Raw genomic sequence first — 14,149 nt, 5'->3', positions numbered from 1 at the left:
CCGAACAGTGGTAAATGCGGCTGCACGAGACGGAAACCGAGACGGCCGCTCATGGTCCTAGAACTGGCCTCGCCACCATGGCACGTCCAGGCTTTCAGCCGGGATGACCTTGGCTCTCGCCAGAATCTTCCCGTCGAGGGCCCACACGAGGGCGCGCAGTTCACGCGCGCTCTTCCTGGGCAGCGCGTGAAGCACGGCTTCAAGGTGGCCGCGGAATCCGGCGCCGTAACACCCGCACCCGGGGATGCGGCAATCGAGACCTGTGAGTGGGTCTGGAATTTGGCTGAGGGGGCCATGAGCGTAGGCATGCCAGTGCCAGAACGCTTCTTCCGTGGCTTCGGGCCAGAAGCGGGTCCGCTCCAGCCGACGCAGGTCAGCTGTGCAAGATTCTGAAAGATGATCGATGAGCGGATACCGTCGCCGCCTCCAGGGACGGACAGGGAGGTCGCCCCGCAGGGCTGACGGGCGCCTACGCGGCATTGCCCTTTCGGTTGTCGGTCATGGGGGGCAACGTACCGAACCAGGCCTCAGGTGGCCACGGCTTATCCGGTGGCCGAAGGCCTGAGCTTGGGACGCTGGGGGCATTTGGGGCTGGCTGAGGCACTGACCTGGCCGAACGGCCGGACCGTGGTCCCGTTGGGCTCGGCTGCTTTCACCGTGGTTCCCCGCTGTTCCCCGCTCGATCTGGTGCAGTTGTGGTGCGGCTACTGAGGCATGGCAACGAGGTCAGTGCTCGCGTCGGCCGCACTCGGCTGGGTAGAGGACAGAACCCGGGAGGGCCTCGTACTGTATGTGGCCGAGTTGGATGCACGCGGCGCCTGAGACGTCGGCCGTCAGTGCGTCGATCCACACGGAGACTGCAGGTCGTTCGGAAAGCGGGCTGTGGAACTCGGCCTCGCCCGGTGTTTCGAAGGGTGTGCCTTCGAGCGTGGCGAGGGCGGTCAGAGTGCCGTCAGGCTGGTGTTCTGTCTCCTCGATGGTCATCCGCCAGTGAAGCTCTGCCTCTGCCAGGAGTCGCTTACCGCGATTCCCGTGGGCGAGGAGAGCGCTGCGACGGCCGCGGATGAGGCGTGCGATGGCGCAGCAGAGCGGGACGTCGGTGTCATAGGGGGTGTCGACCCGGTTGTGGCCGGCGGTCGGGGAATAGCCCAGTGCGTCTGCCAGGAGCCCGAGAGCTGCCTCCTTGATGCGCGGCCGCTGGCCATGCTCGACGAGATCCAGCAGGATCGGGGTGGCAGCATAGGCCGCTGGGAACACCATGGCAGCGTGGCTGCAGACGAATCCTCCAGCGGCAAGCAGAGACGCGGCGTCGCCCGTCTCGTTGGCCGTGGTGGACACCGTCAGCAGTCGTAGTGCGTGAGCGACCCGTTCCGGTTCGTCGCACTGGTGCCACGTCGGGTTGGGTATCGTCGACCAGTCCACGGCGTCAATGGCGTCAAGGGACACCTTCGCATTCTGCCGGACTGATGCCCTGAGCGGGGGAAGCTCAGGGCATCTAGGGCTTGTTCTGGGGCTGACCTGCGACGGAGCAACGTTGGGGCCTGGTGGACGGTTGACTGGTTCCCCGGTGTTCCCCGTGGTTCCCTCTACGGCCTGGCGCGTTTCTGGCACGAGAAGGCAGAGCTGCGTCGTGGCGACCGACACCTGCTGTGGCATCACCATGAGCCGCTTGAGCTCCCCGATGCTCGTCGTTCTGCCTGGTGCCCCGGTTGCGGCGTCTGGAGAGACACCTCGTTAGTTTCAGTTCCGAACGCTATTTGATCTTGAAGTTGCGGGTCGCGGGGCCGGCCGGCTCGCGACGCAGTTGCTCAAGCAGGGTTGACCGGTGCGCTGGCGCTGGCGATGAGCTGCTCGGCAGCGGGCAGGAAGACCTTGAGGTCGGCCTGGTCCTTCCCTTTGATTCCGATGGCGAACAGGTGGCTTTTGCCTCCGTACCTGACGTCGGCCAGGTACAGCCGTAGCACCGCAGGTTCGGCAATGCCGTAGATGTTGTCGCCGGCATTCGGCCAGGTCAGGAAGTCCGCGCAGGCTCGCGCCGGGCAGTCGGAGGCTTCGTTCACGGCCTTGCTGGAGATCTCGATGTCGACCAGCTTCGCCGGGAGAGAGCTGGTACCGACAGTGCTGCTCCGGGGTTCGGAGACGTGCAGGTTGGGACGGCCTTTGAGCCAGGCCAGCAGGCCTGATGTGGTGCTGGGTACTCCGGCGGCGCGTTTCTGGTTTTTGCCTACGGGGATGATGTCGGACCAGAAGAGGACCCGGTGCGTGTCCCAGTTGCCCTCCGGTGCCACGGAGAACTCGACGGGCTGGTCCTCATGGCTCTCCCACCGTCCCTTGAGGGTCACCTTCAGCTGTCCGTTGAAGAAGTGCGTCGTCCGGTACGAGCCCGCTTGCAGGGTTCCGGGATCAGAGAGCCCGGAGAGGCACGCGGGTGCGCAGCCCGGGATTCCCGCCGATGCCGTGGTCGTCGGGGTCCCGGATGGACTACCCGAGCCACCTGCTTCCCCCGATCCGCTGGTGCTGCTGCACCCGCTGATGAGTGCTGCGGACAGCAGGACCGGGAAGAGTCCGACGGCGGATTTCATGACGGACTCCCCTTGTCCGGTGGCCAGGTTGGCACAAATCCTCCCAGAGGTCGTGAAGGACGTGAAGGGTGTGAAGGACGCGAAGGAGCATGGGAAGGGCACATCTATGGGTATCGGCCCGCATGGCACGCTCATCCCGGCTCGCGAACTCCCTGTGCCCTGTTGCTTCAAGGTGGACGAGGCTCAATGGGGAACCGGACGGTGTGGTCGTTGATCCAGGTGATGACTGCTCTGCCTGTCGATGGGCGTGGGGTTTGAAGTTCTGTGCACAGGTTGGGAGTTCGGCGCCTTGTCGGTGTGCGATCGGCAGGAAGAGTGCTGGTCGGACCGTCCGACGGAAGGGCGGGCCGTGGAGGTCTGCGACACGATCACGGCTGCCGATGCCTATGTCCTCTCCTGCCAACTGCCCGCGAACTGAGTACGGTTCGCGCCATGAGTGGGGGAACGTGGGGCGGCAGCGACCGCGAACACGATGACGCTTGTCATGGGCGTTGGTTGGCGGTGCGGAACAGGGTCACGGACCGGTCGGGATATCGGGACGACTGGTACGACGCGCAGTGTGGTGGTTGTCGGTTCTGGGTTGCGCTGAGTGGGGAGTTGGGGCGGGACTGGGGGGTCTGTACGCATGCCGGCTCGGCGTTCGACGGGCGGGTCCGTTTTGAGCATGACGGTTGCGAGCTGTTCGCCGTTCGGGAGGACGGGTCCTTCGGCTGAGTTCGCCGGATCGTTGCGTGGAACAGCAAGGCCCAGGTCGGCGACCTGGGCCTTGCTCGTGCGGCTGAAGCATCCTCAGTCCGTCGCCCCCGGCTTGACCACCGTGTCCACGAAGTCGCCGATCGCGCCGAGCGTCGCGCCCAGCTGTTCGATCTGGGGGAAGTGGGCCGCGTCCGGGATCGGGACGAAGTGGGCGTTGGGGAAGGAGTCGGCGTAGCCGCGGCCGTACTTGAGGGGGGCTATGCCGTCTTCCTCGCCCCAGATGACCAGGACGGGGACGGTCACTCGGTGGAGGCGGGCGCGGAGTTTCGGGTCGTAGGTGAAGTGGTCGCCGCCGTACACGGCCAGGGTCTGCTGGTTGGCGGCTCCCGCCGCGCGCTGCTCCGGGGTGAACGACGCGAAGTCGGGGCGGAACTCGGGCTTGGCGAAGGAGAGTTGGCTGATGTCGGACGGGGCCATGGTGCGGGGGTCCACGACCCGGTTCTCGACCATGTGGGCGTGGATGCCGACCGCGTTCAGGAGGGTCAGGGCGCCGATGCGGCCCTGGTTGTCGCGCAGGGCCATCTCCGCGGCGATCCAGCCGCCGATGGAGTTGCCGATGACCATGACGTCCTTGAGGTCCAGGGTGTCGAGCAGGTCGAGGTAGGCGATGGCCAGGTCGGCGACGGCGTCGAAGCGTTCAGGGCGGGGGGTGCCGTCGAAGCCGGGGTGGGTCGGGGTGACGACGTAGACGTGTTCGGAGAGGGCGGCGGAGATGCCGGCCACCGTGCGCGGGCCCGCGCCGCCGTGCAGGACCAGGACGCCGGTGCCCTCGGTGTTCTCGCCGAACTCCTGGATGGTGACGGTGAGTCCGCCGGGGAGGGTGACAGTGCGGGTGGGGTTGGCGGCGGGGGAGGTGGCGGAGGTCGGCATGGTGAATCCTTTTCCTTGGCTCGCTCGGGCTTTGGGGATTGCTGAGAGCTGGCTCTCATGAAGGTAGGGGGCCGACTCTCTTTGTGCAAGTCCACTCTCACGATGGGAGTTGGGTGTGCCAGGGAAGGTAGCCGCGCTGCCGTGGTTACAAAGTGGTCAGCAGGTCGTCGAGGGGCGCGGGAGTGCGGTCGGGGGTGAGGGCCTCGACCAGGACTCGGCCGTAGTGGATCTTGCGGCCCGACGTCGTGCCGAAGAAGCGTCTCAACTGCTGCTGGATGGGGCGGCCTTGCTGAGCAGGCTGGTTCAGGAAGGTGCGGAGGGGGCGCAAGTCACCCTCCGCGTCAATGAGTTCGGTGACGCGGGCCGGGCCCAGTGCGCGGATCAGTTCGTCCTCCAGGTCTGCCGCGCAGACGAAGATGGCCTCGTGTGGTGCGCCCACGCTGTCGAAAGCCCGGGCGTAGTAGGGGTGTTCGCGTTCGTCGCACAGGCCGGTCAGGCGTAGGCCGAGGCCGGATGGGGATGGGCCGAGGAGGCGGGCGTAGCGGCCTACGTTCATCGCGCCGCGCATCGACAGGACGCAGATTCCATCGGCGGGCAGGTCTCGGCCTCGGGCGGTCGCGAGTGCGTCCACGGCTGCGACGTCACTCGGGCCTTCGAGCAGTACGGCGACCCGGACGCCGAGTTCCGCTGCCAACTCGCGTGCCGGGTCCCCGGGGTCACCGGCCGCCGCCCACGCCGCGACCGCCTCCCGGAACCGGTCCATTTCCCCCGTGCTCACCATGCCGACCATGAGATGAGTCTCCGGCCTGCTCCGGCCGACCTGGTAGTGATTTTCCGGGAGGGCGGGCCGGTTACGCGTCCGGCAGTGACTCCGTGAGGTGTCGCGCAGCGGCTCGAAGCCCTGCTCGGCGGTGCTGCGGCCGACCAGGGCGACGCGGGCGACGCGGGCGACGCGGGCGTCACGACGTGAAGTGTCCTTCGGCACCGAGCAGTTGGCGACGCCGAACCGGACGGCGCGCAGCGGCTTCCCGGTCGGCGGCGCCGAAGAACTCCACCGACACCGCAGTCACTGTGGTCGCGGGCAGGGTCGTACAGACCGAAGGCCGAGCGATTCACGTGCCCGTCCTGCGAGCGGGTTGCGGCTGAGGACGGGCAGGCTGCGTCGGTGAAGCGCTCGCCGTGGGCGTGGGCGTGGGCGTGGGCGTGGGAGGGGCCGGGTCAGCCGATGCGGTTCGTCAGGCCGGACTGGAAGTACGTGGTGCGGACGTCCGGGTCGGGGCCGGCGGCGCCGCACTCCAGCACGCGGCTCGTCTTCGGGTCGATGACGCAGCGGTAGGAGCCCGTGAAGACGCCGGGCTGCGTGGTGCCCGGCAACTTCTCCAGCCGCATGGTCCGGCGGACGACGACCTCGGTGCCCGGTCGGCCACGGCTGTCCTTGACGCCGGGGGTCGTGGTCACCACCGGAGACTTCGCGATCATCCGGAAGAGCGCGGAACGCAGTGCGGGGCTCGCGGGTGAATCCGCCAGCAGTCCGATGGCTTCCTCGGACCAGTCCTGGGCGTCCTTCGAGAAGTGGGTCCGCAGTTTTGCCGGGTCGGTCGGCAGCCGGTCGAGTTCGTCCCAGGACACATGCCGGCCGTTCACGATCCAGTCGTTGTTGTTGCGGCCCAGCCACTTCACCTTGCCGTTCTGGGCCAGGAGCCAGGTGCCGCCCGCCCGGTCGCTGTACACGGTCTGCAACACCGAGTGCCGGCCCTCCTTCGTGTAGTACTCGACCATCCAGTACTTCCCGCCGGTCACCGGATGCACGATCGAGACGTTCGCCATCTCGTTCAGGAACTCCGATGCCGCCGAGGCCGCCGACGGAGGCTTGCCGCCCAGGTCAAGCACCGGGTACACCGTCACGCCCGCGGCGATGGCGGCCACGGCCCCGACCGTGACCAGGACGCGCCCACGACGCGAGAGACGGCGCCGCCGCGCCACGGGCTCCGGCTCGCCCGGGGGCGCGAGCGCCGCCGCGGGCCCGTCCCGGCGGGCCGCGCCGAGGGGTGTCACGTTGTCGTGCGCCAGGGCGGCGAGCGCCTGTTCGTTCTCGCGGTCCGCGATCAGCGCGAGCATCTCGCGTACGGCCATGATCTTGTCGTCGGCGGGCGGCGCCACCGCGCCCGCCGCGACGAGTTCGTCCGCGCCGGGGAAGTCGAGGAAGTGGTCGTGTTCGGTCAGGTCGGTCATGTGCGTTCTCCTGTCAGGTCGAGGGGGGCGCCCGAGCGCATCCGGCTCCGGGCGCGGTGCAGCCGGGTGCGGGCCGTCGCGGCGGGTATGCCGACCACGGCCGCGGCCTCGCTGGGCGTCAACTGCTCCCAGGCGACCAGCAGCAGCAACTCCCTTTCGGAGGCGGGGAGTTCGGCGAGGAGAGCGCGCAGCCGCGGAGCCACCGCCGCCGCGTCGAGGCGGCTGTCCACGGCCTCCCAGGGGTCGTCGTCCCCGGCGGTGCGCGGGAGGTCGGGGCGGGTTGCCGCGAGTCGGCGCCAGTGGGTGGAGAGCACGTTCCTGGCCACGCCGAACAGCCAGGCCCGTACCGTTCCGCGCGCCGGGTCGAAGCCGCGGCGCGACGCGTATGCCTGGAGCCACAGCTCGGCGAGCAGATCGTCGGCGGCGGTGGGCGCACGCCGCGCGAAGTAGCCGTGCAGGGCTGTCGAATGGCGTTGCACCAGCGGTTCGAAGGAGGCTGGGTCGCGAGCCGTACGGCTCAGCAGCTCCTCGTCGTCCGGGCCCGCTGTCATGGGACCTCCGTCTCCCGACCGCCGAACGGCGGTCTCTCACCCCCTACTTGGCGGAAACCCCCGACAGCGTTCGCGGACCGGCCTCGGACCGCCCGCTCGGCCCCGGACCGGTCACCGGTCACCCGGCCTCAGACCAGTCGCCGTAGATCCTCCAAGTACCGCAGGACGGCCGCGACCCGGCGGTCCACCTGGTCCGTGGGGGAGAGGTCGAGCTTGGCGAAGATGCTGCGGATGTGTTTGTGGACGGCGCCGTCGGTGACGACGAGGCGTTCGGCGATGGCGGAGTTGCCCAACCCCTCGGCCATCAGGGCGAGTACGTCGCGTTCGCGGGGGCTGAGGCGTTCCAGGCGGGTGTCCTGGCGGGAGCGGGTGAAGAGCTGGGCGACGACCTCGGGGTCGATGGCGGTGCCCCCGGCGGCCACCCGGTGCAGCGCGTCGAGGAACTCCTCGACCCGGCCGACCCGTTCCTTGAGGAGATAGCCGAGGCCGTTCACGCCGCCGCCGAGCAGCTCGGTGGCGAAGCTCTGCTCGACGTAGGCCGAGAGGACCAGTACCGCCAGGTCGGGGCGGCGGCGCCGGGCCTCGACCGCCGCCACGATCCCCTCGTCGGTGTGCGTCGGCGGCATCCGTACGTCGAGGATCGCGACGTCCGGCCGGTGTACGTCGATGGCGTCGAGCGCCTCGTCCGGTGTGCCGGCGGTGGCCACCACGTCCAGCCCCTCGGCCCGCAGCAGCAGGGCGAGCCCCTCGCGCAGCAAGGGGTCGTCCTCGGCGATCACGATCCGCATGACACGTTCCCTCTCATGTACGTCAGGAGCCACTGGGGAGATCCACGGTCAGGACGGTCGGGCCCCCGGGTGGGCTGGTCAGGGTGAGGGCGCCGTCGTGAGCGGCGATCCGGCGGCGGATGCCGGTCAGACCGGAGCCGCCGTCCTCGTCGGCTCCACCCCGCCCGTCGTCCTCGATGGACAGCAGCAGCCGGCCGCCGCTGCTGCGCGCCGTGACGACCGCCTGCCGCGCGCCGCTGTGCTTGGCGATGTTGGTCAGTGCCTCGGCGACGACGAAGTAGGCGGTCGCCTCGACGGAGGCGGCGCAGCGTGCGGGTACGTCCACGTCGATCCGGCACGGCACCGCGCAGTCCGCGGCGAGGCCGGAGAGCGCGCCCGCGAGACCCCGGTCGGCCAGTACCGGCGGGAGGATGCCGCGGGCGACCGTGCGCAGTTCGGCCAGTGCCTGTTCGGCGGCGGACTGGGCGCGTTCGAGGAGTTCGTCGGCGCCGGCCGGGTCGCGGGCGACCATGCGGCGGGACGCCCCGATCAACACGGCCACGGAGACAAGCCTGTTCTGCGCGCCGTCGTGCAACGAGCGCTCGATGCGCCGCAGTTCGGTGGCGTGGGCGTCGAGGGCGGCGGCGCGGGTGGCGGTCAACTCCGCGACGCGCAGGGAGAGATCGACGTCGGGTCCGGCCGACAGGAGTCGTCGTCCGGGGTTGGACTGGAGCCGGGCCATGCCGGGGGTCAGGCCGAGGATGATGGCGATCCAGCCCACGCCCAGCAGCGCCACGGCCAGGGCGTCCGCCCAGGTGTGCGCGTTGCCGACGCCGAGGGAGGTGGCCGTCGTGTTCTCGGGCAGGAACCTCCAGTACAGCGGGAACGCGGTGTCCCGCACGGCGAGGACCGGCAGCAGCACGCCGAGCAGCCCGAGCAGCAGGCCCAGGGTGGAGTGCCGTACCAGCCAGCGCAGTTCGCGGTGGGTGGTGGCGTCGGCGAGGGCGAGCCGCAGCCGGGTGGGCGGCGGTTCCGGGGCGACGACCTCGGGGCCCCGGCGGGCGAGCCGGTCACGCTCCCGGCCGGCCAGGGCGTGCAGGGCGCGCAGGAGCGCGGGTGCCATCAGCAGGCCGACTCCTACGACACTCGTCACAGCCGCGACGGCCAGCCACAGCACCAACAGCCCGGCGAGCACTGCCGTGTTGAGGCCGGAGGCGAGCTGCGCGAGGGCCTGGCCCGCGGTGCTCAGGGCCCGTAGCGCGAGGTGCCGCACGCTCTCGCGCGGGGCGGCTGCCCCGACACCGGCTGCCCCGCCGCCGCCCTCGCTCGTGCTGCTGGCCGTCATACGAACGACCCTATGCCGTACGGCAGTTCCGCGCGGTCCCGGAGCCGCAGGAGTACAGCCTGCTGTACCCCGCATCCGGTGGGCTGCGGGATCGGCCGGGAGGGGTGCCGGTCCATAGCGTCGACGACGACAGCGGACGCCGTACGAAAACCCCCGGGAGCAGCCCCGATGCAGAAGACGCAGAACACGACGACCCCCCATCCCGCCGACCGGATCGGCACCGGCGACATCGCCCGCGCGCTGCTCTGGATCGTGGTGGTGGCCAGTGCGCTCGCCAACATGGCGGCCTCCTTCGGCGGCGCCGACACCTGGGTGCACCTGGTGTGCGGCGCGGTCACCGTGCTGTGCGCGGGCACCTTGGTCGTACGGAACCTGCGGGGCCGGCGATGAACACCACCCGTACCACTGTGACCGCCGTGGACGCCCCCGCCATCGCCCTGGAGGGCGTCAGCAAGTCCTACCCGGGAGGTGTACGCGCCCTGGACGACGTGTCGTTGACCGTGGAGCGCGGCACCTTCCTCGCCGTGATGGGACCCTCGGGCTCCGGCAAGAGCACGCTGATGCACTGTGCGGCGGGGCTCGACTCCCCGACGTCGGGCAGTGTCCGTATCGACGGCCACGAGATCGCCGGGCTGAACGAGACCAAGCGCACCCAACTCCGCCGCGAACGTGTCGGGTTCGTGTTCCAGGCCTACAACCTGATCCCCTCCCTGTCGATCGAGGACAACATCACGCTCCCGCTGCGGCTGGCGGGACGCACCGCCGACCGCGACTGGCTGCGCACACTGGTGGAGCGGGTCGGACTGGCCGACCGGCTGTCCCATCGGCCCGCCGAGCTCTCCGGCGGACAGCAGCAACGGGCCGCCGTGGTGCGGGCGTTGGTGGCGCGGCCCGCTGTCGTGTTCGCCGACGAACCGACCGGCGCGCTCGACCTGCGCAGTGCCCACGAGGTCCTCGACCTGCTGCGCGACCTCGTCAACGACCTGCGCCAGACGGTCGTGATGGTCACCCACGACCCGGCCGCCGCCGCCCGCGCCCACCACGTGCTGGTGATGGCGGACGGCCGGGTCGTCGATGCCCTGAAGGCACCGACCGCACCTGAACTGGCAAGCCGTCTGGTCGAGTTGGGGAGGGCCTGAACCATGTTCCGTCTCGCGCTGCAGATGGTCGGCCACCGGATCACCGCACTGATCGCCGTGGCCTGCGCGGTCCTCGGCGGTGCCGCGCTGCTCACCGTCACCGGTGTCCTCGCCGAGTCCGGCCTCCGCTCCCACCTCCCCGCCGGGCGGCTCGGCGGAGCCTCCGTCGTGGTCGCCGCCGACCAGGAGTACCACCCGCCCGGCGACCTCCCGCTCGCGCTTCCCGAACGGCGCCGGGTGTCCGCCCAACTGGCCACCGAACTGGGCGAGTTGCCTGGCGTCACGGCAGCGGTCGGTGACATGAGCTTTCCCGCCGCTCTCCTCGGCGGCCACGGGAGGGTCGTACCGGCGAAGGACCCGCAGGTGGCGGGCCACGGCTGGTCCTCGACCGAACTGCTGGCCGGTGCGCCGCACATCACCGGCAGCGCGCCCACCGCCTCCGACCAGATCGCCGTGGACCGCGCCACCGCCACGGCGGCGGGCATCAAGCCGGGCGACACGGTGCAGGTCGTCGTCAACGCCCGTCCGGCGACCGGCTATCGGGTCTCGGCGGTGGTGGACGCGCCGGGGGCGGGCCTCTACTTCGCCGACAAGTCGGCCGTAGGACTGTGCAGTTGTTCCGGCCGGGTCGACCTGGTGGGGCTGCGTACCGCGCCCGGTGCCGAGGAGCGGGTGGCCGCCGAGGTGCGTACGAAGCTGAAGGGCACCGGACTGCTGGCCGTCACCGGGGCCGGGCGGGGCGACACGGCGGCGCCCGGGGCCGGGGCGTCCCGGTCGCTGCTGGTGCTGCTGGCCGGTTCGCTGTCCGGGATCGTGGTGCTGATCACCGGGTTCGTGATGGCGAGCGCGCTGGCCGTGTCGATCGGCGGGCAGCGCCGTGATCTGGCGCTGATGCGGGCCGTGGGGGCGAGCCCGAAGCAGATCCGGCGGCTGGCCGCCGCGCAGTCCACCGTCGTCGCGGCGGTCGCCGTGGGACCCGGTGTCGGACTCGGCTATCTGCTCGCCGGACAGTTCCGCCGGCTGCTCGCCGACCGGGGGGTCGTGCCGACCGAACTCCCGCTCACCTACAGCCCGTTGCCCGCTCTCGCGGCGATCGTGCTGCTGGTCCTCGCCGTGCAGGTGTCGGCCCGCTGCTCGGCCTGGCGCACCTCGCGGATGCCGGCCACCGAGGCGGTCGCCGAGTCCCGCAGCGAGCCGCGCGAGCCGCCGCGGACCCGGACACGGATCGGGCTCGTCGTCATCGCGGTCGCACTGGCCATGTCCGCGCTGCCGCTGTTCTCGCGCACGGTCATCGGTGCCACGGCCACCTCGATCGCCGGGATCGTCGGGGCGATCGGCCTGGCCCTGGTGGGTCCGGCTCTGGTGCGGGGCATCGGCGGTGCGGCGGCCCGGGGCACCCGCCACGGCGGCTCGGCGTCGACCTGGCTGGCGATGGCCAACCTGCGCGCCTACGCCCTGCGCAACGCGGGCATCGTCTCCACGCTGGCCATGGCGGTCGTGTTCGTGCTGACGTACACCTTCACCCAGACCACCGTGCTGGCCGCCACCGCGCACGACACCAGCACCGGAACACTGGCCCAACTGCGGCTCGGCGCACCCGGGTTGGGCGGCCTTCCGGCCGACGCGCTCGCTGCCGTACGGAAGACGCCCGGGGTGCGGGCCGCCGCCCCGGTCACCACGACGACCGTGGTGTGGGAGTACGAGCAGTTCGGCGACAAGGCGGCCGAGTCGGGTGCCGCGACGATCCTCCCCCCGGACGCGGCGGGCGTCCTCGACCTCGACGTGCGGGACGGCGGCCTGGACCGGCTCACCGGCGCGACCGTCGCCGTCAGCAGCGATGTCGCCCGCACCCGCTCCGCGACGGTGGGCCGCACGGTGGGTCTGGTTCTCGGCGACGGCACTCGTGTGAAGGCGAAGGTCGTCGCCGTGTACGGGCGGGGGCTCGGCTTCGGCACGGTGGTGCTCTCGCACGACCTCGCCGCCGGACACACCACGACGGCGCTCGACCAGTCGCTCCTGATCCGCACCGACGGAACGTCAAGCGCCCAGCACCACCTGGCCGCCCTCGCGGCCGACCGCCCGGGACTGGTTCTCGCGCCCGCCGACTCCCCCTCCACCGGCGGCCTGAAGGACGCCCCGCCCGAGGTGTGGATCAACCTCGCCCTCATCGTGGTGCTGCTCGTCTACCTGCTGCTGAGCATCGCCAACAAGCTGGTCGCGGCCACCGCGCAGCGCCGGGTCGAACTCGGCGCGCTCCGTCTCAACGGCACCACGCCCCGGCAGATCCGCGCCATGATGCGCCGCGAGGCAGCGGTCACCGCCGCCACCGCGCTCACCGCCGCCCTGCTGCTCTCCGCGGTCCCCCTCGCCCTCCTCGGTCAGGGCTTCCTGGGGCGCCCCTGGCCGGCGGGCCCGGTCTGGCTGCTGCCCGCGCTCGCCCTCACGGTCACGGCGACGGCCTTCCTCACCATCGAACTCCCCACCCGCCAGGCCCTGCGGACCCCGCCGGCCGACGCGATCCGGGCGCAGTGAGCGAGGGGCGGGACGGGAGCGTGATGTGAGTTGAGGGATGATCCGGCCCGGCGGTGAAAGGAACCGGCCGGAGCCGGACAGGACAGGTCGTGGAATCCATGACGGAACAGGAGACGCGCCGGATGCGGCGGGCGCGTTTCGAAGGGCTGGCCCAGGTGGTGGTGGAACCGCTGCACAGGTATCTGCTGCGGCGTGCGAGCGCCGAGACGGCCGAGGACGTCCTCTCGGAGACGCTGCTGGTGCTGTGGCGGCGCCTCGACGACGTTCCCGGGCTCGGTGACGCCGCCAGCCCGGACCCCGACGACGTACTGCCCTGGTGCTACGGGGTGGCTCGGGGTTGCCTCGCGAACGCACGCCGGGCCGACGGGCGCAGGCTCCGTCTGATGGAGCGGCTGACGAGGACCCGGCAGCGGGCCCCGGAGGAGGCCGCCGAGCACAGCGAGCTGCATGCCGCGCTCGACTCCCTCGGGGCGGCGGACCGTGAGGTGGTGCGGCTGTGGGCGTGGGAGGGGCTGGCGCCCCGGCAGATCGCGGAGGCGACCGGGTCGACGCCCAACGCGGTGAGCATCCGGCTGCACCGGGCGAAGGCGAGACTCGCCGACCGGCTGGGGCGAAAGAATGACGGACGGCCCGGACACAGGAGCGATGAAGGAAGGAGCGGTCAGTGAACGACGACGAGTTGCTGGCCCGGCTGAAGGCCGCGGACCCGGCGCTGACCCGTAGTGCTCCGCCGCCCGACATCGATCAGCTTGTGGAGGCCACGTTGAACACCGTCACACCCACAGCCCCTCTCAACACCGGTGCGCCCTCGGTACGGTCCCGCCGGCATCTCCTCGGACTCGCGGCGGCGGTCGGTCTTCTCGTGCTCGGCGGCGGCATCGGGGTGGGGGTCATGGCGAACGGCGGCGGCAACCAGGCGAAGCACAGCGGGAGTTCGGCCGCCGCCGGGGCCCTGAGGCTCACCGCCCAGGGCGGCTCCGCCAAGTGCGCGGCGCCCACCCCCGACACCCTGCGCGGCTACCCGACGCTCTTCATCGGAACGGTCACGTCCGTCAAGGGCACCGTGGTCACCTTCCGCGTCGACCACTGGCTGAAGGGCGGCACCGCCCGCACGGTCGTCCTCGACAGCGACACCAGCCGCCCGGAGGCGCTCACGTTCTCGAACGGCGAGCGCTACATCGTGGCCGCCAAGGACGGCGTGGTCCCCGTGTGCGGCGCGAACGGCGTCACGGCCGACGACATCGCCAAGTTCCGCAAGGCGTTCGGGAATTGACCCCCGGCCCCGGCCCCGGCCCCGGCCCCGGCCCCGGCCCCGGCCCCGGCCCCGGCCCCGGCCCCGGCCCCGGCCCCGGCCCCGGCCCCGGCCCCGGCCCCG

14 protein-coding genes and 1 pseudogene are annotated in these 14,149 nt (G+C 71.1%); 7 read left to right on the top strand and 8 right to left on the bottom strand.

All coding sequences use genetic code 11. From position 1 onward, the window contains the following. Positions 1–726 precede the first annotated feature (726 nt). Both ACFXC1_RS25645 and ACFXC1_RS25640 read right to left on the bottom strand, forming a co-directional pair. Positions 727–1,446 (bottom strand): hypothetical protein, encoded by a 720-nt coding sequence (locus ACFXC1_RS25645; RefSeq protein WP_381246154.1) that lies wholly within the window; start codon positions 1,444–1,446, stop codon positions 727–729. Between the two features lie 362 nt (positions 1,447–1,808). Beyond that, positions 1,809–2,582, bottom strand: coding sequence for a hypothetical protein (locus tag ACFXC1_RS25640; RefSeq protein ID WP_381246152.1), 774 nt, complete (start codon positions 2,580–2,582; stop codon positions 1,809–1,811). A gap of 334 nt (positions 2,583–2,916) precedes the next feature. On the opposite strand from ACFXC1_RS25640, the pseudogene ACFXC1_RS25635 reads away from it, so the two are divergent. Further along, positions 2,917–3,000, top strand: a pseudogene (locus ACFXC1_RS25635) (GntR family transcriptional regulator); the annotation flags it as partial. 14 nt (positions 3,001–3,014) lie between these two features. Next, positions 3,015–3,296: a DUF3027 domain-containing protein gene (locus tag ACFXC1_RS25630; RefSeq protein ID WP_381246151.1), complete on the top strand. Its 282-nt coding sequence runs from the start codon at positions 3,015–3,017 to the stop codon at positions 3,294–3,296. A gap of 75 nt (positions 3,297–3,371) precedes the next feature. On the opposite strand, the gene ACFXC1_RS25625 is transcribed toward ACFXC1_RS25630, so the two are convergent. The 6 genes from ACFXC1_RS25625 to ACFXC1_RS25600 form a co-directional block, all read right to left on the bottom strand. Next, positions 3,372–4,208 carry an alpha/beta fold hydrolase gene (locus ACFXC1_RS25625; RefSeq protein ID WP_381246149.1) on the bottom strand — a complete coding sequence of 279 codons (837 nt, stop codon included), beginning with the start codon at positions 4,206–4,208 and terminating at the stop codon, positions 3,372–3,374. Between the two features lie 145 nt (positions 4,209–4,353). Next, entirely contained in the window at positions 4,354–4,998 is a 645-nt protein-coding gene (locus ACFXC1_RS25620; RefSeq protein WP_381246915.1) for a TOPRIM nucleotidyl transferase/hydrolase domain-containing protein, read from the bottom strand. 428 nt (positions 4,999–5,426) lie between these two features. Further along, complete coding sequence (locus ACFXC1_RS25615) at positions 5,427–6,440, bottom strand: hypothetical protein (RefSeq protein ID WP_381246147.1); 1,014 nt, start codon at positions 6,438–6,440, stop codon at positions 5,427–5,429. Beyond that, the gene (locus ACFXC1_RS25610) at positions 6,437–6,991 is read right to left on the bottom strand and encodes an RNA polymerase sigma factor (RefSeq protein ID WP_381246146.1); all 555 of its coding nucleotides are present in this window, start codon (positions 6,989–6,991) and stop codon (positions 6,437–6,439) included. The genes ACFXC1_RS25615 and ACFXC1_RS25610 overlap by 4 nt, the downstream gene beginning before the upstream one ends. Positions 6,992–7,119: 128 nt before the next feature. Continuing rightward, complete coding sequence (locus ACFXC1_RS25605) at positions 7,120–7,779, bottom strand: response regulator transcription factor (RefSeq protein ID WP_381246144.1); 660 nt, start codon at positions 7,777–7,779, stop codon at positions 7,120–7,122. Between the two features lie 22 nt (positions 7,780–7,801). Then, positions 7,802–9,103: a sensor histidine kinase gene (locus ACFXC1_RS25600; RefSeq protein ID WP_381246142.1), complete on the bottom strand. Its 1,302-nt coding sequence runs from the start codon at positions 9,101–9,103 to the stop codon at positions 7,802–7,804. Between the two features lie 168 nt (positions 9,104–9,271). Here ACFXC1_RS25600 and ACFXC1_RS25595 point away from each other — a divergent pair, with 168 nt between their 5' ends. The 5 genes from ACFXC1_RS25595 (at position 9,272) to ACFXC1_RS25575 (ending at position 14,047) form a co-directional block, all read left to right on the top strand. Further along, complete coding sequence (locus ACFXC1_RS25595; protein ID WP_381246141.1) at positions 9,272–9,493, top strand: hypothetical protein; 222 nt, start codon at positions 9,272–9,274, stop codon at positions 9,491–9,493. Then, the gene (locus ACFXC1_RS25590) at positions 9,490–10,242 is read left to right on the top strand and encodes an ABC transporter ATP-binding protein (protein ID WP_381246139.1); all 753 of its coding nucleotides are present in this window, start codon (positions 9,490–9,492) and stop codon (positions 10,240–10,242) included. Before ACFXC1_RS25595 ends, ACFXC1_RS25590 begins: the two co-directional genes overlap by 4 nt. A 3-nt stretch (positions 10,243–10,245) precedes the next feature. Then, entirely contained in the window at positions 10,246–12,774 is a 2,529-nt protein-coding gene (locus ACFXC1_RS25585) for an ABC transporter permease (RefSeq protein ID WP_381246137.1), read from the top strand. A gap of 98 nt (positions 12,775–12,872) precedes the next feature. Then, a complete protein-coding gene (locus ACFXC1_RS25580; protein WP_381246912.1) occupies positions 12,873–13,442 on the top strand; it encodes an RNA polymerase sigma factor in 570 nt (189 codons plus the stop codon). Then, on the top strand, positions 13,439–14,047 hold the full coding sequence (locus tag ACFXC1_RS25575) for a hypothetical protein (protein ID WP_381246135.1): 609 nt from the start codon (positions 13,439–13,441) through the stop codon (positions 14,045–14,047). Before ACFXC1_RS25580 ends, ACFXC1_RS25575 begins: the two co-directional genes overlap by 4 nt. The last annotated feature ends 102 nt before the right edge of the window (positions 14,048–14,149 follow it).

Origin of the sequence: Streptomyces hokutonensis (assembly GCF_042751305.1) — a bacterium.
Lineage (GTDB): Bacteria > Actinomycetota > Actinomycetes > Streptomycetales > Streptomycetaceae > Streptomyces > Streptomyces hokutonensis_A.
The sequence above is the reverse complement of the archived record's forward strand: the minus strand, read 5'-3'. Positions and strand labels throughout refer to the sequence as shown.

What these genes read in the sequence shown, in the direction of transcription:
- ACFXC1_RS25640 (WP_381246152.1), bottom strand. Translation starts at nt 2,582, where the DNA reads ATGAAATCCGCCGTCGGACTCTTCCCGGTCCTGCTGTCCGCAGCACTC.
- ACFXC1_RS25630 (WP_381246151.1), top strand. Translation starts at nt 3,015, where the DNA reads ATGAGTGGGGGAACGTGGGGCGGCAGCGACCGCGAACACGATGACGCT.
- ACFXC1_RS25625 (WP_381246149.1), bottom strand. Translation starts at nt 4,208, where the DNA reads ATGCCGACCTCCGCCACCTCCCCCGCCGCCAACCCCACCCGCACTGTC.
- ACFXC1_RS25620 (WP_381246915.1), bottom strand. Translation starts at nt 4,998, where the DNA reads ATGGTCGGCATGGTGAGCACGGGGGAAATGGACCGGTTCCGGGAGGCG.
- ACFXC1_RS25615 (WP_381246147.1), bottom strand. Translation starts at nt 6,440, where the DNA reads ATGACCGACCTGACCGAACACGACCACTTCCTCGACTTCCCCGGCGCG.
- ACFXC1_RS25610 (WP_381246146.1), bottom strand. Translation starts at nt 6,991, where the DNA reads ATGACAGCGGGCCCGGACGACGAGGAGCTGCTGAGCCGTACGGCTCGC.
- ACFXC1_RS25605 (WP_381246144.1), bottom strand. Translation starts at nt 7,779, where the DNA reads ATGCGGATCGTGATCGCCGAGGACGACCCCTTGCTGCGCGAGGGGCTC.
- ACFXC1_RS25600 (WP_381246142.1), bottom strand. Translation starts at nt 9,103, where the DNA reads ATGACGGCCAGCAGCACGAGCGAGGGCGGCGGCGGGGCAGCCGGTGTC.
- ACFXC1_RS25595 (WP_381246141.1), top strand. Translation starts at nt 9,272, where the DNA reads ATGCAGAAGACGCAGAACACGACGACCCCCCATCCCGCCGACCGGATC.
- ACFXC1_RS25590 (WP_381246139.1), top strand. Translation starts at nt 9,490, where the DNA reads ATGAACACCACCCGTACCACTGTGACCGCCGTGGACGCCCCCGCCATC.
- ACFXC1_RS25585 (WP_381246137.1), top strand. Translation starts at nt 10,246, where the DNA reads ATGTTCCGTCTCGCGCTGCAGATGGTCGGCCACCGGATCACCGCACTG.
- ACFXC1_RS25580 (WP_381246912.1), top strand. Translation starts at nt 12,873, where the DNA reads ATGACGGAACAGGAGACGCGCCGGATGCGGCGGGCGCGTTTCGAAGGG.